General features: G+C 47.5%; 15 protein-coding genes. 3 read left to right on the top strand and 12 right to left on the bottom strand.

The features are described from left to right. The first annotated feature begins 91 nt into the window (after positions 1-91). The gene (locus ABIC15_RS09695) at positions 92-901 is read left to right on the top strand and encodes an MBL fold metallo-hydrolase (RefSeq protein ID WP_012369480.1); all 810 of its coding nucleotides are present in this window, start codon (positions 92-94) and stop codon (positions 899-901) included. Positions 902-953: 52 nt separating this feature from the next. On the opposite strand, the gene argF is transcribed toward ABIC15_RS09695, so the two are convergent. The 7 genes from argF to argC are packed head-to-tail and all read right to left on the bottom strand — an operon-like array spanning position 954 to position 10,101. Beyond that, the gene (argF, locus tag ABIC15_RS09700; RefSeq protein ID WP_012369479.1) at positions 954-1,892 is read right to left on the bottom strand and encodes an ornithine carbamoyltransferase; all 939 of its coding nucleotides are present in this window, start codon (positions 1,890-1,892) and stop codon (positions 954-956) included. After that, a complete protein-coding gene (gene carB, locus ABIC15_RS09705; protein ID WP_354020574.1) occupies positions 1,889-4,921 on the bottom strand; it encodes a carbamoyl-phosphate synthase (glutamine-hydrolyzing) large subunit in 3,033 nt (1,010 codons plus the stop codon). Before carB ends, argF begins: the two co-directional genes overlap by 4 nt. After that, positions 4,908-5,963 carry a carbamoyl phosphate synthase small subunit gene (locus ABIC15_RS09710; RefSeq protein ID WP_354020575.1) on the bottom strand — a complete coding sequence of 352 codons (1,056 nt, stop codon included), beginning with the start codon at positions 5,961-5,963 and terminating at the stop codon, positions 4,908-4,910. Before ABIC15_RS09710 ends, carB begins: the two co-directional genes overlap by 14 nt. Then, positions 5,960-7,102: an acetylornithine transaminase gene (locus ABIC15_RS09715; protein WP_012369476.1), complete on the bottom strand. Its 1,143-nt coding sequence runs from the start codon at positions 7,100-7,102 to the stop codon at positions 5,960-5,962. The genes ABIC15_RS09710 and ABIC15_RS09715 overlap by 4 nt, the downstream gene beginning before the upstream one ends. Then, positions 7,068-7,841 (bottom strand): acetylglutamate kinase, encoded by a 774-nt coding sequence (gene argB, locus ABIC15_RS09720; protein WP_354020576.1) that lies wholly within the window; start codon positions 7,839-7,841, stop codon positions 7,068-7,070. The genes ABIC15_RS09715 and argB overlap by 35 nt, the downstream gene beginning before the upstream one ends. Then, positions 7,838-9,055, bottom strand: coding sequence for a bifunctional glutamate N-acetyltransferase/amino-acid acetyltransferase ArgJ (gene argJ / locus ABIC15_RS09725; protein WP_354020577.1), 1,218 nt, complete (start codon positions 9,053-9,055; stop codon positions 7,838-7,840). Before argJ ends, argB begins: the two co-directional genes overlap by 4 nt. Before the next feature lie 14 nt (positions 9,056-9,069). Then, positions 9,070-10,101 carry an N-acetyl-gamma-glutamyl-phosphate reductase gene (argC, locus tag ABIC15_RS09730; protein WP_354020578.1) on the bottom strand — a complete coding sequence of 344 codons (1,032 nt, stop codon included), beginning with the start codon at positions 10,099-10,101 and terminating at the stop codon, positions 9,070-9,072. A 502-nt stretch (positions 10,102-10,603) separates the two neighbouring features. On the opposite strand from argC, the gene nhaC reads away from it, so the two are divergent. Beyond that, positions 10,604-11,977, top strand: a complete 1,374-nt coding sequence (nhaC, locus tag ABIC15_RS09735) for a Na+/H+ antiporter NhaC (protein WP_354020579.1) — start codon at positions 10,604-10,606, stop codon at positions 11,975-11,977. Between the two features lie 257 nt (positions 11,978-12,234). After that, entirely contained in the window at positions 12,235-12,444 is a 210-nt protein-coding gene (locus ABIC15_RS09740; RefSeq protein ID WP_012369470.1) for a DUF3006 domain-containing protein, read from the top strand. An 87-nt stretch (positions 12,445-12,531) separates the two neighbouring features. Here the strand turns inward: ABIC15_RS09740 and ABIC15_RS09745 are convergent, their stop codons facing one another. From ABIC15_RS09745 to nfsA, 5 genes are all read right to left on the bottom strand, one after another. Further along, complete coding sequence (locus ABIC15_RS09745) at positions 12,532-12,981, bottom strand: hypothetical protein (RefSeq protein WP_012369469.1); 450 nt, start codon at positions 12,979-12,981, stop codon at positions 12,532-12,534. 4 nt (positions 12,982-12,985) lie between these two features. Then, positions 12,986-13,531, bottom strand: a complete 546-nt coding sequence (locus tag ABIC15_RS09750) for a TlpA family protein disulfide reductase (RefSeq protein ID WP_012369468.1) — start codon at positions 13,529-13,531, stop codon at positions 12,986-12,988. A gap of 177 nt (positions 13,532-13,708) precedes the next feature. Further along, positions 13,709-14,419 (bottom strand): SDR family oxidoreductase, encoded by a 711-nt coding sequence (locus tag ABIC15_RS09755; protein ID WP_012369467.1) that lies wholly within the window; start codon positions 14,417-14,419, stop codon positions 13,709-13,711. Positions 14,420-14,498: 79 nt separating this feature from the next. After that, positions 14,499-15,716 carry an LCP family protein gene (locus ABIC15_RS09760; protein WP_354020580.1) on the bottom strand — a complete coding sequence of 406 codons (1,218 nt, stop codon included), beginning with the start codon at positions 15,714-15,716 and terminating at the stop codon, positions 14,499-14,501. A gap of 14 nt (positions 15,717-15,730) precedes the next feature. Then, positions 15,731-16,477: an oxygen-insensitive NADPH nitroreductase gene (gene nfsA / locus ABIC15_RS09765; protein WP_354020581.1), complete on the bottom strand. Its 747-nt coding sequence runs from the start codon at positions 16,475-16,477 to the stop codon at positions 15,731-15,733. Positions 16,478-16,515 lie beyond the last annotated feature (38 nt).

Here is a 16,515-nt window from a genome sequence, read left to right on the forward strand (position 1 = left end):
GTCGTCTTTTTTGTTGTCTCCAGGATAGATTTCCCCTGCTTTCGGGTATAGTTCGATATAAAACGTTACATCCTAAAAGAGGAGGACTCTCATGATTCAAATGAAGATGCCCGGCGTCATGGTGTACCAAAGTACATTAATGAAAACGACCTCGACTTTGATTGAGACTCCCGATTGTCTGATCGTCGTTGATCCGGGTTGGTTACCGGACGAGATCGCAACGATCCGCCGTGATGTGGAAATCATCCGGCACGATCGGCCTCTCTATATCGTGTATACGCATGCTCATTTTGATCATATTCTAGGAGCTTACGCTTTTAAAGATGCAATTGCGATTGCTTCCCGTCGTTTCGTGGATGTCGACCGGACAGCAGCGCTTGAAGAAGTGCAGAACTTTAATGACGAGTACTACATCGAGTCTCCCGTTCTGTTTCCGGATATCACACATGTCATCGAAGAATCCGAAACGACGTTGACGATCGGTAAAACCAAACTGATTTTTTTCCTGACTCCCGGTCATGAATCAACCCATTTGTCTTTTGTCGTCATGCCGCTTCATCTCCTTGTCTGTGGTGACTATGCCTCCGACGTCGAAATTCCGTTGATTGAACATGATTCGAGTGAATACTTAACGACCCTTGAATTACTCGAATCCTTTATTTATGAATATGAGGTAAAGTTACTTATTCCGGGACATGGTCATATTTGTGACGTTCGCACGGAAATGATTGAGCGGCTTCATTTGAGTTACGACTACATCTTGGCCTTACGTGCACACAAAGAGTCGGACTGGTCGCCGTCGTGGCAACGCACGTCCTTCATGGGACGTCTGCACGAAAAAAATAAACGCCAGATTACGAAAGAACAGACCGAGCAACTCGCCCGGCGGCAATACGATTAAAACAAAAAGACAGGCTGTTGTTTCCACAAAGGAACAGAGCCTGTCTTTTCTGTTAATCCATTACTCCAATCAGTTCAATCATTAAAGCTTTTTGCGCATGAAGGCGGTTTTCCGCCTGATCAAATACAAGGGAGTGACTGCCGTCAATGACTTCCGCTGTCACTTCTTCCCCGCGGTGCGCCGGAAGACAATGCAGGAAAATCACATCCGTTGCTGCTGACGACAACAACGTTTGATTCACTTGATAGCCTTCGAATGCCTTGAGACGTGCTTCCGACTCCTCTTCCTGACCCATACTGGCGAATACATCACTGTAAATGACATCAGCACCGGCAACCGCTTGAACAGGATCCGTATATTGTTCAATCTGTCCTCCGGATTGTTGTGCCAGCATCTTCGCCTGGTCAATAATCGTTTGATCCGGTGCATAAGCAGCCGGACTACAAATTCGAACGGTCATTCCACTTAACGCGCCGCCTAAAAGCAACGAGTGCGTCATGTTGTTTCCGTCCCCGATATAAGCCAATATCTTTCCTTTACGTTGACCAAAATGCTCCTCGATCGTCAATAAATCTGCCAAGACCTGACACGGATGATGGAGGTCCGTCAATCCGTTAATGATCGGAATCGTTCCGTGCGCTGCCAACGTCTCGACCGTTTCATGTGCAAACGTCCGGATCATCAAGGCGTCGACATAACGGCTCATGACTTGAATCGTATCGCTGAGGGACTCTCCGCGACCAATCTGCATATCCGATCCGTTTAAGACGACCGGATATCCTCCCAATTCGACGACACCGACCTCAAAAGAAATCCGTGTCCGCGTCGATGCTTTTTCAAACAGCAACGCGACTTTTTTTCCGGCAAGTGTTTGGGCATATGTCGCTGGAGAAGCTTTAACATCTTTCGCCAGTTCCAATAGATCGGTCAGTCCTTCTGCTGTCAGTTCTTCCAGTGTCAGCAAATGCTTTAATCGTTGTGTAGTCGTCATTGGATTCGCTCCTTTTGTGTCGTCCATTCGGATAATGGCTTAACGGTACACATCGGTATCGTTTGGACGGATTCGAAGTATTGGGCAAGATGTTCTTCAGTAATGACAATCGCTCCTTGGGCCAGCGCTTTTTCCCGTTGTTCCCGTTCTGATTCTGATTTCGAGAAGAACACAAGACACGTATCAAACTCGGTATCCGGCTGAACTGCCGCTCCTTCTGACCACGCGTCTGTTCCCGCTCCACAGATTCGAAGCGTTCGCTTGGCCATCGCTGTTTTCGTCGTCTGGTCGAAGACGAACCGTTCTTTGGCAAGTCCCGCTTCCGTCCACTGCAATGTTTCCCCGGTCGAACGCATGACAGGACCTGTCATCGGATCGACACCACGCAGCTTCAGCGTTGAGAATACCGGTGTCTTGACCGCATGGAACGGTAACGTCAACCGGTTTGCCGGCAAGGCTTCAACCTTCATCCCGATGGCGGCTTGAACCGCCCACTCGAGCAACGGTTGTCCCGTCACCTTTGAGACAATCGGCAAGGTACGCGAAGCCCGTGGATTAATTTCGAGAACATAGACGGTTTGATCTTTTACGACGAACTGGATGTTGAAGGCACCTTGGTAATCCAGATGTTGACCGATTGTTTGCGCAATCTGTTCGATTTCATCCTGTAAGCTTGCCGGAGCTGAGACAGGCGGCAAAATCATCGTGGAGTCGCCGGAGTGAACACCGGCGGCTTCGATTTGTTCCATGATGACCGGTACGTAGGTCGTCGTCTTGTCTGAAATACAATCGACTTCGAACTCGTGTCCTTCGATATAGGCATCCACCAAAATCGGAAACACCATTTCCGGCAATAGTTTTTCTAAATCGGTTGCTGTCGTTAACCGGTGCATTCCTTTCCCACCAATGACGTACGATGGACGGATCATCAGCGGATACCCCAGTTCCTTGACGATTGCCGTCAATTCTTCCTCGTTCGACACTTCCTGACCCGGTATACGGTCAATCTGAAGTCGATCCAAGAATTGATAAAAACGATCACGGTCTTCCATTTCGTCAATCGTGTCGGCTGTCGTTCCTAAGAGCTGGTATCCTAACTCTTCGAGTTCTGCAGCAAGCGTAATGGCTGTCTGTCCACCAAACTGGACAAGCACCTGCCGGCATTGTTCTGCTTCCAGTACATGAACAACATCTTCAATCGTCAGCGGTTCAACGTAAAGACGGTCCGCCACTTCAAAGTCGGTCGAGACGGTTTCTGGGTTGTTGTTGATCATGATGGTTTCATAACCGGCTTTCTGTAAAGCACGAACAGCATGAACCGAACAATAATCGAATTCAATTCCCTGTCCGATCCGGATCGGTCCGGCGCCGAGAACGGCAACCTTTTTCCGACTGGACGGAGTCACTTCCGTTCGGCCGGACCAACTGCCGTAAAAGTACGGTGTCAGACTTGAAAATTCCGCCCCACACGTATCAATCATTTGAAAACTTGGTTGAATTAAAAAAGTATTCCGTTGCTGTTGCACGACTTCAAGTGGAACGTCGGTAATCTGTGCAATCTGCTGGTCTGTAAATCCGAAACCTTTTGCCTGTTGAAGCGATTCTTTGGATTCCAAATCCAATGATTCCTGCATCAAAATCAATGTCTCGAGCGTCGTGAGGAACAGAGACTGGATCTGCGTTTTTTCAGCCAATTCTTCGTGCGTCGCCGCTTTTCGATCGAGCAATGCCAGCATGGCCAATAACCGGCGATCCGTGATTTGATTGACTTCCTGCCACAAGACCTCCGTATCGGCCTGCTTCATCCAATTCGGATATAACGGCGCTTGTTCGATTCCGGCACCCCGCCATGCTTTTTGCAAGGCTTCCTCGAGTGTCTTGCCCATTGCCATGCTCTCTCCGGTCGCCTTCATCTGTGTACCGAGCGACCGGTCACTTCCCGGGAAAAGATCAAACGGGAAACAGGGCACTTTAGCCGTGACATAATCCAGGACAGGTTCGAAACTGGCCATCGTTTCCTTTGTCACCGGATTGATGCAGTCATCAAGACGCTCACCGAGCGCAAGACGGGTCGCTAATTTTGCAATCGGATATCCCGTCGCCTTGGAGGCTAAAGCAGAAGACCGACTGACGCGGGGATTGACCTCAATGACATAGTAGGTCTGTTCTGTCGGATGGATTGCAAATTGGATATTACAGCCACCGACGACACCGAGCGCAGAAACGATTTCCCGCGATGCCGTCCGTAAGATTTGATTCATTTTATCAGAGATCGACTGGATCGGTGCAAAGACGACCGAATCTCCCGTGTGCACGCCGACCGGGTCGATATTTTCCATATTGCAGACGATGATTGTCGTATCAAAGGCATCCCGCATCACCTCGTACTCGACTTCCTTATAACCAGCAATGCTGGCTTCGACGAGACATTGTGAAATCGGACTGGCCTGAAGTCCATTCGCCGCAAGTTTACGGGCTTCTTCTTTTGTTTGAGCAATCCCGCCACCGGTTCCACCGAGCGTAAACGCCGGACGGACAACAAGCGGGACGCCCGCTTTTTCCATGAACCCTTCCAGTTCCTCCAACGTCTCGATCGTCTGACTGATCGGGAGCGGTTGATCCAGTTCCAGCATCCGCTGTTTAAATCGTTCACGGTCTTCCCCGTCTCGGATCGTTTCAAGGGATGTCCCGAGCAGTTTGACTTGATACTGATCCAGTACTCCTGCTTCTTCGAGCGATAGTGCCAGGTTCAAGGCGGTTTGGCCGCCGACTGTTGCCAGTAAATGGGTCGGGCGTTCACGTTTGATAATGGCCGTCGCTTTTTCAAGCGTCATTGCTTCGATATAGATATGGTCCGCTGTTGAGGGATCCGTCATGATCGTAGCCGGATTCGAATTCATCAACATGACCTCGCATCCCGCTTCCCGAAGTGTCTGACATGCCTGTGTACCCGAGTAATCAAATTCCGCTGCTTGACCAATCACGATTGGGCCTGATCCGATGACCAGGACTTTTTTAACTTCCTGCATATGCTACCTCCTGCTTTAAGATGCCCGCTACGAATTGATCAAATATCACCATCGCTTCCAGTGGACCGGGATGAGCTTCCGGGTGAAACTGAACCGTCAAAATAGGATGCGTCGGATGAAGCAGTCCTTCAATCGAGCCGTCATTGATATGTTCATAAGCGACGTTCAGTTCAGAATTTTGCACGCTGTCCGCTTGAACGACATAACCATGATTTTGTGATGTCATGAAGACACGTCCGGTTTTCAACTGACGGACCGGATGATTTGCCCCACGGTGACCATGGTGTTGCTTTTCGATTCGACATCCGAAGGCCTTGGCAATCAGTTGATGCCCCATGCAGATGCCAAGCGTCGGATAGGCAAGTGCCAGTTTCTTGATTTCTGGAATCAAGTGATCGAGTTGGCTCGGATCTCCGGGTCCATTCGAAAAAAGTAACCCGTCAGGCTTTAATTCATCGATGACTGTTTTCGGTGTATCGAACGGCACGACCGTCACTTTCATCTGACGCTCCTGCAAGGCTTCAATCATCGATTTTTTCACCCCGTAATCGAGACACACGATATGTCCGGCCTCGTAATCGGTTGGATAAACCTCCGGCTGTTTGATCGAGACGGTGGCAATCAAGTTCGACTGTTCCTGAACAGATGATGTCCCGCATGTGAGGATACCGATCTGATCCCCCTGATTGCGTAAATGATGGACCAATGCCCGTGTATCGACTTGTGTTAAAACTGGGATATCCGATGCTGCCAACCAATCCGCCAAGTCTGACCGTAATCCGTTGTTCGCTAAGGTCTGAACGACTACACCGGATACTTGAATCTGACGGCTTTCTGAATCCTGTTCTGAAATTCCGTATTGTCCAATGAGCGGGTAGGTAAAAACGATGATTTGTCCCCGGTAGGAAGGATCGGTCAATACTTCTTGATAACCGGTCATTCCCGTGAAAAATACAACTTCTCCTTGAACGGACGAGGAACCAATCAATTCACCTGGATATACATGTCCATCCGCTAATGTTAATGCCCCTGTTCCTTTCACATCATGACCTCCTGTTGACATACTGTTTTGATTTTTCCGACCGCGAGATCAAGCTCCTGTTCCGTGACGCACAATGAAGGTAACAACCGAATGACATTCGGTCCCGCGCTGACGACGAGCATTCCGGCTTGTTGCAACGCTGTAATCAGGGATGAAACCGGTTCATGAAATTCAATTCCGATCATTAGTCCGCGTCCCCGCACATCAACGACCATCGTCTCCGGTAATTGCTTCAGTTGTTGCATCAAATAAAGTCCTTTTTGTTGAACTTGTTTCATTTGTTGCTCGTTTAGCAAGACGTCCAGTGTCGCTTCTGCCGCTGCCATTGCCAACGGATTCCCTCCGAACGTCGATCCGTGGGTACCCGGTGTGAAAACAGCCGTTGCTTCCGGTGTTGTGATGATGGCTCCGACCGGGAATCCGCTTCCGAGACCTTTTGCCACGGTAATGATATCCGGCTTTAGCGGCGTCTGTTCAAAAGCGAAACGGGATCCGGTTCTTCCGATTCCTGTCTGGACTTCATCGATGACTACCTTCACATCATACTGTCGAGCTTTCTCCATCAACGCTTCCAACCAGGCATTTTCCGCTACGATGACACCGCCTTCTCCCTGAATCACTTCAAGCCAAACGGCAGCCGTCTGATTCGTAATCATTTCAAGACTGTCAAAATCGTTAAAGGTCAGATGCTTGAAATCCGGAACCATTTCTCCAAAACCGGCTTTAATCTTGTCTTGACCCGTTGCTCCCATCATGGCAAAGGTTCTTCCATGAAACGACTGACTGAACGTCAGGATTTCTTTTTTCTGTGTCCATTTCCGAATCAGCTTAAATGCCCCTTCATTCGCTTCCGTCCCGCTGTTACAAAAAAACACATGGCTCAAATGACTGTTTTCCGTCAACATCGCGGCAACACGTTCCTGTTTACTGCTCATGAATAAATTAGACGTATGCCATAATTTTTGAAGTTGTTCTTGTAACGCCTGTTCCACATGCGGGTGTCGATGACCGGTGTTGCAGACGGCAATTCCCATCACGAAATCCAGATAGTTTTTGCCTGCTTTGTCTTGTACGAACGATCCGTTCCCTGCGACCAATTCAATGTCATGACGTAAATACGTCGGTAGTAAAGCGCTCATTGGTTTCCTCCTTGATCCGTGTCCCTTGGCTCGTCACGTCGTGTCCGGAACGAATCTTGACCTGATGTATCCCTTGTCGGACCGCTTCGATGACGGCTTCGACTTTCGGAATCATTCCTCCGTTGATTTCCGTTGATTCGATTCCCTCCTCCAGTTCCGCGACCGTCACCTCTGACTGGAAGATGCCATTCAGCCGGACACCAGATACATCCGTCAGTAGTTCGAATTCATCGACAGCGAGTCCTTTCGCTACAGCAATCGCACAGGTGTCCCCATTACAATTCAACGTCCCTTCCGTCCCTGTAATCAGGGAGGTGACGACAGGAAGGAATCCCGATGCCATCAATGTCGTAAATAACTTCGGATTAATCTGTGTCACTTCTCCGACTGCTCCGAACGCCGGTTGCTGCTCCCCCCGAATACTGGCTCCGTCAATTCCCGTCAAGCCGATTGCCGGCAGCCCGTTTTCATTCAGTTCATAGACGATTTTTGATTGCACTTCTCCTCCAAGCACCCGTTCCGCTCCCAGCAGAACCTGCTCTGTCGTCACCCGGATCCCGTTGTTGAATTCCGCTTTAATATTCATGTCCCGGCAATAAGCCGATAAAGCCGGTCCACCACCGTGGAGGATGATCAATTCATTTTTCTCGGCAAGCCACTGACCCCATTCTTCGTAATAACGCGGGTCCAGCTGTTCGAAGACACTTCCGCCCAGTTTGATCAATTTACGTTTCGTCATGTCCGGTAACTCGCATTGATTTTGATATAGTCATACGTCAAGTCACAACCGAAAGCATGACCGCTGGCAGGTCCTTGATTTAAATTCACTTCGATTTCCACAACATCTTGCGCCAGTTCACGGGAAGCCAACGATTCGTCGAATAAAATCGGCATGCTGTGACGCAGAACCCACTGGGAACCGATCCGGATATCAATTTGTCCGACATCAATCGGTTCATCGATACTGCCGACCGCTGCGATGATCCGGCCCCAGTTCGCATCTTCACCGAAAATCGCTGTTTTCACGAGGGAAGACCCTACAATCTGTTTGGCAATTTTCCGGGCAGTCCATTCGTTCGCCGTACCATGGACGTTGACTTCAATCAGCTTCGTCGCCCCTTCTCCGTCACGTGCAATTTGTTTCGCTAAATCTTGACATACTTCCTCGACCGCTTGTTGGAACTGCTCGATTTCGTCCGTCTCCGGTTGAAGCGGCTGTGTTTGTGCGGCTCCACTTGCAAGAATCATCACCATGTCATTCGTCGAACTGTCACCGTCGACGGTGATACAGTTAAACGTCCGGTTGACCGCAGACTTCAAGATGTCCTGTAGTAACGGTGAAGGAATTGAGGCATCCGTCGTTAAAAAACCAAGCATCGTCGCCATATTCGGATGAATCATGCCCGAACCTTTGGCCACTCCGCAGACCGAAACCAACTCGCCGTCTAACCAGATTTGACGTCCGGCCGTCTTCGTACCGGTATCGGTCGTTAAAATAGCCAGGGCAAAATCATCGGCTTGTTCTTCACCTTCATCCGGCTGTAGCTGTTCAATTCCTTGAAGTAACGTATCGATTGCGAGCGGCTGTCCAATGATGCCGGTCGAAGCGATGACGACATGTTCCTGTGCCAATTGAAACTGATCGGCAATGGCTTGTTGGGAAGCATAGGCATGTTCGAGTCCGAGCTGACCTGTACAGGCATTGGCATTCCCGCTGTTGACTAAAACGGCATGGACTTTTCCACCCGATTTCGCTATCGCCTCTTTCGTTACAGTAATCGGTGCAGCCTGGACCTGATTGGTCGTGTAGACAGCTGCCGCATCGGCACCCGCTTCACATAATAAAAGAGCTAAATCTTTCCGTTTGCGTCTGAGCCCGACATGAACTCCCGTCGCCTTGAATCCTTTTGGTGTCGTCACGGTCAATGGTGATGTCAGTTGTATATTTAACATATTCATGGTCCCCTCTATATAAAGAATGGCTGTTGTGTCAGACCTAGTGTTTCTGGATATCCGCCAATGACATTGGCATTTTGAATCGCTTGTCCTGCTGCGCCTTTTTGCATGTTATCCAGCACGGATACGACCGTCAGTCTTCCCGTACGTGTATCCAGATAGACCGAAATGTCACAATAGTTGCTTCCGGCTGCCGATTTGATTTCTGGATCCGTTTGTCCGACACGGATAAAGGATTCCTGCTTATATTTTTCAATGAACCATGTCCGCCACTCGGCTTCTGTTTTTTCAACGAGGGGCTGCAACGTCATCGTCGCCATGATGCCACGGTTGAGTGGCACGAGATACGTCGCAAGTGATACGGTAATCTGTTGTCCGGTGATATCTTCAGCAATCGATTCGATTTCCGGAATATGTTGATGTTGGTTCATTTTGTACAATCGGACATTTTCGCTTGATCGAACGTGGTGTGTTTGTTCCGTCAATGTTTTTCCTGCTCCCGATAAGCCGGAGCTCGCATGAATGATGATTTGCGACGGATCAATCACCCGCTCTTCTAATAACGGTAATAATCCGAGTAAGACAGCCGTAGCATAACAACCCGGATTGGCAATCAAACGACTGTCCTTGATTTGCTCCCGCTTCCATTCCGTCAGTCCGTAGGTTGCTTTTTTTTGGAGAACCGCATCGACGCTTTCATGGGGATACCATTTTTCATACAATGATTTTTCAAGACGCAAGTCTCCGCTCAAATCGATGACCGTTCCTTTCCAGTCATCCAGCTGTTTCAGATATTTCGTGGAAATTCCGCTCGGCGTCGCTAAAAATAAAAGATCTGTTTCCACCGCTTCAATTTGTTCCAGTGAAAATGCTGTCAGTACAGGAAATTGTTTATTATTCATAAAACTGTATAAATCATTCATTTCCTGATTGGTTTGCGAATCGCTGATCAATGAGACGATTTCCAAATGAGGATGTAATTCAATCAGGCGTATCAGCTCAATCGCAGCATATCCGGTCGCACCTACAATCGTACATTTCATCGTCGAAACCCCTTTGCCCTTAAATGATAACTCGATTTAAACATATGTATATTTATACTGTCAAATGAATTTTTATTTATTTTTAATATAAAAAAAAGGCTTTGATCAATGACATCTCAATAGATGTGACTGATCAAAGCCTTTTTTTACCTGAAATGAAATTATCTTTTTTCCGCCCGTTGAGCAACCATGTGATCAATCCCGTAAACGCTGGCTCCCATTAATGCAATGACCACGACAAAAATTGCAGTAAACATATGTATCTCCTCCTGTTCACAAAATCGACATCTCTTATTTCCTATTGTGCAAGATTTCTGCCGAAAAAGAAAGCGTTTACGACAAATTTTCGTCACATTCTCTATTTATCCTGTCATTTAGAACGGAATCCAGATAGTTGACGAATGAATTCATATCCTTTAACATAACAACTGTTCTTCATTTTACTTTCGTACGTAAAAGCAAACAAGCATAAACGCAACATAGAATTTAAGGAGGTGGAAGCATGCGTATGTCTTTTCGTGAATCCGCAGCTGTCCTAGGAATTAGTATCATTATCTTATTATCCGTTATATTCGGTGCTAAAGCCGAACCGCATCTCGCTATCTTATCCAGTTTGATTTTTGTCGTCGCCTATGCCGCTGTCCGCGGCTTCCGTTATGAACAACTGGAACAACATATGATTAACGGAATTCGTGAAGCCATCAAACCGATCTTAATCATGTTGCTTGTCGGTATGACGATTGCCGTCTGGATGATGAGCGGAGCTGTTCCGACACTCCTTTACTACGGACTGGAAACACTTTCTGCAACATGGTTCGCACCAAGTGCTTTAATCATTACGATGATCGTTTCGACGTTTACCGGGAGTTCCTTTACAACAATCGGAACGGTCGGTGTTGCTTTGATGGGAATCGCAGTCGCACTTGGTGTTAATCCGGCCCTTGCCGCCGGTGCCATCATCAGCGGTGCCTGTTTCGGAGATAAGATGTCCCCTTTATCCGATACAACAAATTTTGCACCTGGAATCATCAATGTCTCGGTCTTTGATCATATTCGTTTTATGATGGGCACAACAATTCCTGCCATTACAATCACATTCATTCTGTTCTTTATCCTCGGACGGGGAGACGGTTCGATTGATTCACAAACTATCGGCTCCACCCAACAGGAATTGACGCGTCTGTTTAATCTCTCGCCATGGACACTGCTGTCACCGTTACTCGTAATGATTCTTGCATTACGTAAAACACCCGTCGTTCCGACTCTGATTGTCGGCGTCCTGAGCGGTCTCCTGTTGACTGGATTAACACAAGGCAACTGGAATATCGGACAATGGATGAGCGTCATCCAAAACGGATTAAAGATTGAAACAGCCAATGACACGGTTGCAAGTATCGTCAGCAAAGGTGGTCTCCAGTCGATGATGTGGTCCGTTTCACTTGTCATGCTTGCCCTAGCTTTCGGTGGTGTCCTTCGTGGAATTGGCGTCATCGATGTCATTATCGAAAACACGGTTTCAAAATTAAAACGGGACGGCAGCATCATCTCATCGGCTGCACTCGCTTCAATCGGCGTCAACTTCATGGCCGGTGAACAATACTTGTCTATCCTGTTACCCGGTCAAGCGTTTAAACAGATCTTTAAAGACCGTTCGATTGATCCGCGTTTTCTCTCACGGGCTCTCGAAGACGGTGGAACTCTTGTGAATCCGTTGATTCCTTGGGGTGTATCCGGTGCGTTCTTCGCCTCGACACTCGGTGTCCCAGTTACTGCGTATGTTCCATTCGCCTTTTTCTTGTTACTGTCGCCTTTCTTCACTTTCGTTTTTGCCTTTACCCGCCCTACCAAACAAGCTGCAAAAGATTTGGCAGCTTAATCGACGGATTTCCTGAAGCAGAACTGAACAATCAGTTCTGTTTTTTTCTTGAAGATTACTTGAAAATATATTTCTTTTCACTTTGTTTGACAAATATTGTACAGAATTCAGCAATTACAAATAAACATGTGTAAATTCAAAAGGAAATGGGAATATACCAAACATAAGATTAAAAAATTACAGCGAATTATAAAAAGAGAAACTTGCACCTGATCCTAAGGATGCGTTCGATGTAATTTTGTAGGAGGAGTTCGATTATGATCAAACGTGGCACACTGGAACGGCTTGATGGAAAATATGCTGTTCTTCTCTGGGAGAATGGTTCAAGTTTCATCCCACGCCGCTATTTGCCTACTGAAGCAAGGCTTGGTGATACAATATTATTCGACGGATCTAATTATTCAATTGATGCAACTAACTCTACCCAGTCTTCCTTTCAAACGTTTTCGTTTCGGCAAATGGGTTGACACTTAAAAAGCCATCTGACCGCTTAAAATGACTAGCAGACACGTTGTCTCGAATAGTCGTTTCTTGCGACAGATGGCTTTTGTCTGTTAACGAATCTGGAGCGTCTGTTCAGCGCAGCTTGGACAGGGCGTTTGGGTGAGCTCATCCAAAGAAAGTCGAACCAAAACAGAATTATCTTGTTCACAGCGATGGACCGGTTCAATGATTGCCCCTTTCAAAAACAAGGCGCACCAAAACCGAGTGGAGATTTGCTGACAGGTCGGACACTGAAAGACATCATATTGATGCGGTACCCATCCGTCTTCAATCTCCTCAATATGGGCATGGTACGTCCGAATCAACTCGGCCCGTATCCGGTCATCAATTTTTTGGCGACTGACGAGCGGCTCTTGATACGGTGGAACAAATAAAAAAGGCAATGCTGATGCGTAACTTTCCATCCCATACGTCAACACCGACGGAAATCCTTTCCACTCTTCCTGCTGACCGATTTCAATGATTTGACGATACGTACATACCGCACAATATAATTCCATCCGGTTATCCTCCGATCTTCCGCACCATCTCTTTCAACATCTCTTGCGTAACGGGTCCGACATGTTTTCCGACAATCGTCCCTGTTTGATCAATAATGTAAGTCGCCGGCATCGCCACTAACTGATACGTTTTTTCCGATTGTCCTTTCGTATCATAAAGTACCGAGTACGTAATCGGTGTTTTTTTCAAAAACTGTTTTACATCACTCAACCGTCTTTCCGCAGTCGTCACGTTGATACCGTACACCGGGATTGATGTCGATTTGGCAAAGGCATTTAATTCCGGTATTTCCTGCTGACAAGGGGGGCACCAGGTTGCCCAAAAATTAATGACGATGAGCTGATCCGTTAAATCAGACAAATGAATCATTCGACCGTCTTGTTCTATTTCGAGGTCAGGCGCTTTCATTCCTGTTTCAAGTCCACCCTCTGCTTGTTGTTTTGCTTTCATTTGTTGTTGGTCCTGTTTCGTCTGATAGGCGCTGTAACTTGTATAGGCAATTCCCGAAATGATGATTGCTGCCATCAGATACACTACATATTTTTTCACTGATCTCGTCACTCCTCTATGTATGTAGTGTAGCAGAATCGCCCGCTTGATTTGTGACAAAAAAGGCAGACTGGTGCTGACTTTTTTTCCGCTCGGATGAAATATATTTGACGTACAAAAAAACAGGAGTCGGATGTTCTCCAACTCCTGTCAACGATTTTCACATCGTTTCGTTCATTAATTATAACGCGGCAATTGTTTTTTGACCTGACGGTTATCTTTAACGCTGCCAACCGCCTCATCTCCGCCAAGTGCTTCGTTTAATGTCGTTTTACCTTCTTTGACTTCCAGTCGGCGATTAAAGAGCGCCCGATTGTCGACGGCAGCGACGAGGATAGAGGCAACATCTGTTTCGGAAATCGTGGCTTCCTTGACATCCTTCAAGTCTTCATCGGCCTCAATCAATCCGCGTCCTTCTCCGTCAACGATGTTAACCGGACAAATGATCGTATATGTGAGTCCACTATGTTCAATCTGTTCTTCGGCTGCATTTTTGGCAGCGTAGAACGGATACATCTCTTTTTTAAATTGGTTCGGACGATCAGCACCATAGGCACTGAGGAGGACGAAATGACGAACACGCGCCTTTTTCGCAGCATCAATCGTTTTTAAAGCAACCGTCCGGTCCAGTAACTCGATTTCAGTCGGTTCCCCGTCAACACCGGCTGTCGCTGCACAAATGACAGCGTCTTGACCGGAAACACCCTGTTCGATGACTTTTTCGAGTTCTGTTTCGATATCGACATAGTGCGCTTTAACACCAAGTTTTTCAAATCGTTCCACTAAATGCTGATGGCGGACGATAACCGTGACTTGATGACCTTTAGCGAGCGACTTGACGACACGAGCTCCGATTGTACCTGATGCACCTACAACTAATACTTTCATATGATAGGTCCCTCCTCGATAGTTTAGTCACCTTTACTAATTTCCACTGTTCGAGAAAGAACAAACCCGTTTTGAAAAATTAATCGTTTTTTAATGTCCCATAAAACGTCGTGTCGAGTTTCGCACGCAAGTCCTTCAATTCTTTTTCCTTAGGGAAGTCATAGAAAATACCATTCATCCGCTCACTGACACCTTCGACTTCAAGGTGTTCCCGTTTCGAGAACAACGCGAGCGATAGCCCCGCCGTCATCATCTGACGGACGCTGACATCGAGATTCATTTCTTCCTTCATATACCGGTGTGCGCCGGGAATACTCGACCATCCCGTCGGTTTCATCAAATGTGTCGCCACGGCTTGGATGACTTCCGACTGTCGGTTTGCCCGTGCCACGTCTGTATCCGTTTTACGGTGACGGGAATAGGCTAACGCCATTGCCCCATCCATGTGATATTCTTTTCCTTTTTGGAACGAATACTGATTGGCTTTTCCACTCGCATCTTGTTCCGAGAACGTTCCTGTCGACACTAAATCGACTCCTCCGATTTCATCAATCAATCCGATGAAGCTGTCAAATGAAATGACGATTTTACTGTCAATGTCTTGATCGAGAAGTCCGCTGACTGCACTGCTCGTACAATCTTCGCCGCCGTATGCAAAGGCATGGGTGATCTTATCCTTTTTGCCGTTTTCACAGGCAATCGGCGTATACGTATCACGAGGAATCGACGTCAATTGAATCGTCCGTGAGAGCGGTACGAATTGCATGACGGACAGTGAATCTGATCTCGAACCGCGTAATGATTCTCCCGGCCGGGCGTCACTTCCGATCAGAAGAAACGTAAACGGTTGTGAACTAAAAAGAACGGCTGCAATCAGGACGAGTAATAATAAACCGAACAGCTTTGACTTGAAGCGACGTTTCTTTTTCGGAACAGGCTGTTTTTTCAACCGCTGTTCAGCTTCTGCTTCACGCACCGGCTCTTTCGTTCTGTTGCTCCTTGAAGCACGACGTTGGCTGAAACGATTCAAGGCCATACTCGCCAGTCTTGTTCCTGAACGCACGATGATTCCGGCTCCGGCCTGCAAGCGCTTTGCAGATGGTCTTGATACCTCTTTCCGGGCAGGCGTTCTTTCCGACGGCTCATCTAAATACCGTTGACTGGCAGATCGTTCGCTTTCATGATTTTGATCCATGGATTCGCGGGATACTTTCCCCTGATCCATCTTCTCTGATTCACGCAATTCTTCCTGACGTCTGCGCTCTAAACGGGAACGTCCTGAATGAAATTCTTCCATAAGTTACCTCCGTATCAATCTCGGGCTAAGTGTTTTTCCTGTAAAAAGTCACGCATATATGTCCGTTTCGGCTCCCTCATCGAAGCAGCCATCTGATAGATCCATCCTTCCGTCCGGCGTCCATCTGTTCGTTCTCCATAATACGTAGACGTTTCTTCTTCATATTGCGACAACAATTCACGCATCGTGTCGTCATTAGTATACGTATTCCGGTGGAAGACCGCATCCATCGGAAGGCGGGGTTTTTTCCCCGGCTGTTGGTCGGGAATACCGACTGCGACTCCAAATAACGGAACGACATGATCCGGAAAGCCCAACAGTTCACTCACTTTGGCAGCATCATTTCGTAATGAACCGATATAGACGGTGCCGTATCCTAACGATTCCGCTGCAATGACTAGATTTTGGGCGGCTAAACCGGCATCGACCGCACCGACAATCAAGGCTTCCGTCGTTTCGACCGTCCGGTCCACGGAACCGGATGCGATTTCCGCTGCCAGGATGTGTTTATGATAGTCGATACAAAAAACGAAAAAGTAACTGTTCTCAGCGACGTAAGATTGACCGCTCGCTACATCGACCAGTTGTCGTTTCAGTGCTTCGTCCTCCACACCGATGATGGCATAGGCCTGCTGATAAGAAGACGTAGAGGCAGACTGGGCCGAACGGACGAGCGTTTCGACTGTCTCTTGATCTAATTGATGAGGCTTGAATTTACGGATAGACCGGTGGTTAAGTAAATGTTCGATTGTTTCATTCATGAATAATCGCTCCCTTTTTGTTAATGATTCTCTTAACG

The sequence above is a fragment of the Exiguobacterium sp. PvP048 genome (genome assembly GCF_040549175.1).
In the GTDB taxonomy this organism is placed as follows: Bacteria; Bacillota; Bacilli; order Exiguobacteriales; family Exiguobacteriaceae; genus Exiguobacterium_A; species Exiguobacterium_A artemiae.

Bases quoted from the DNA above. Each gene is read 5' to 3' on its own strand.
- ABIC15_RS09695 (WP_012369480.1), top strand. From the start codon at position 92: ATGATTCAAATGAAGATGCCCGGCGTCATGGTGTACCAAAGTACATTA.
- argF (WP_012369479.1), bottom strand. From the start codon at position 1,892: ATGACGACTACACAACGATTAAAGCATTTGCTGACACTGGAAGAACTG.
- carB (WP_354020574.1), bottom strand. From the start codon at position 4,921: ATGCAGGAAGTTAAAAAAGTCCTGGTCATCGGATCAGGCCCAATCGTG.
- ABIC15_RS09715 (WP_012369476.1), bottom strand. From the start codon at position 7,102: ATGAGCGCTTTACTACCGACGTATTTACGTCATGACATTGAATTGGTC.
- argB (WP_354020576.1), bottom strand. From the start codon at position 7,841: ATGACGAAACGTAAATTGATCAAACTGGGCGGAAGTGTCTTCGAACAG.
- argJ (WP_354020577.1), bottom strand. From the start codon at position 9,055: ATGTTAAATATACAACTGACATCACCATTGACCGTGACGACACCAAAA.
- argC (WP_354020578.1), bottom strand. From the start codon at position 10,101: ATGAAATGTACGATTGTAGGTGCGACCGGATATGCTGCGATTGAGCTG.
- nhaC (WP_354020579.1), top strand. From the start codon at position 10,604: ATGCGTATGTCTTTTCGTGAATCCGCAGCTGTCCTAGGAATTAGTATC.
- ABIC15_RS09740 (WP_012369470.1), top strand. From the start codon at position 12,235: ATGATCAAACGTGGCACACTGGAACGGCTTGATGGAAAATATGCTGTT.
- ABIC15_RS09745 (WP_012369469.1), bottom strand. From the start codon at position 12,981: ATGGAATTATATTGTGCGGTATGTACGTATCGTCAAATCATTGAAATC.
- ABIC15_RS09755 (WP_012369467.1), bottom strand. From the start codon at position 14,419: ATGAAAGTATTAGTTGTAGGTGCATCAGGTACAATCGGAGCTCGTGTC.
- ABIC15_RS09760 (WP_354020580.1), bottom strand. From the start codon at position 15,716: ATGGAAGAATTTCATTCAGGACGTTCCCGTTTAGAGCGCAGACGTCAG.
- nfsA (WP_354020581.1), bottom strand. From the start codon at position 16,477: ATGAATGAAACAATCGAACATTTACTTAACCACCGGTCTATCCGTAAA.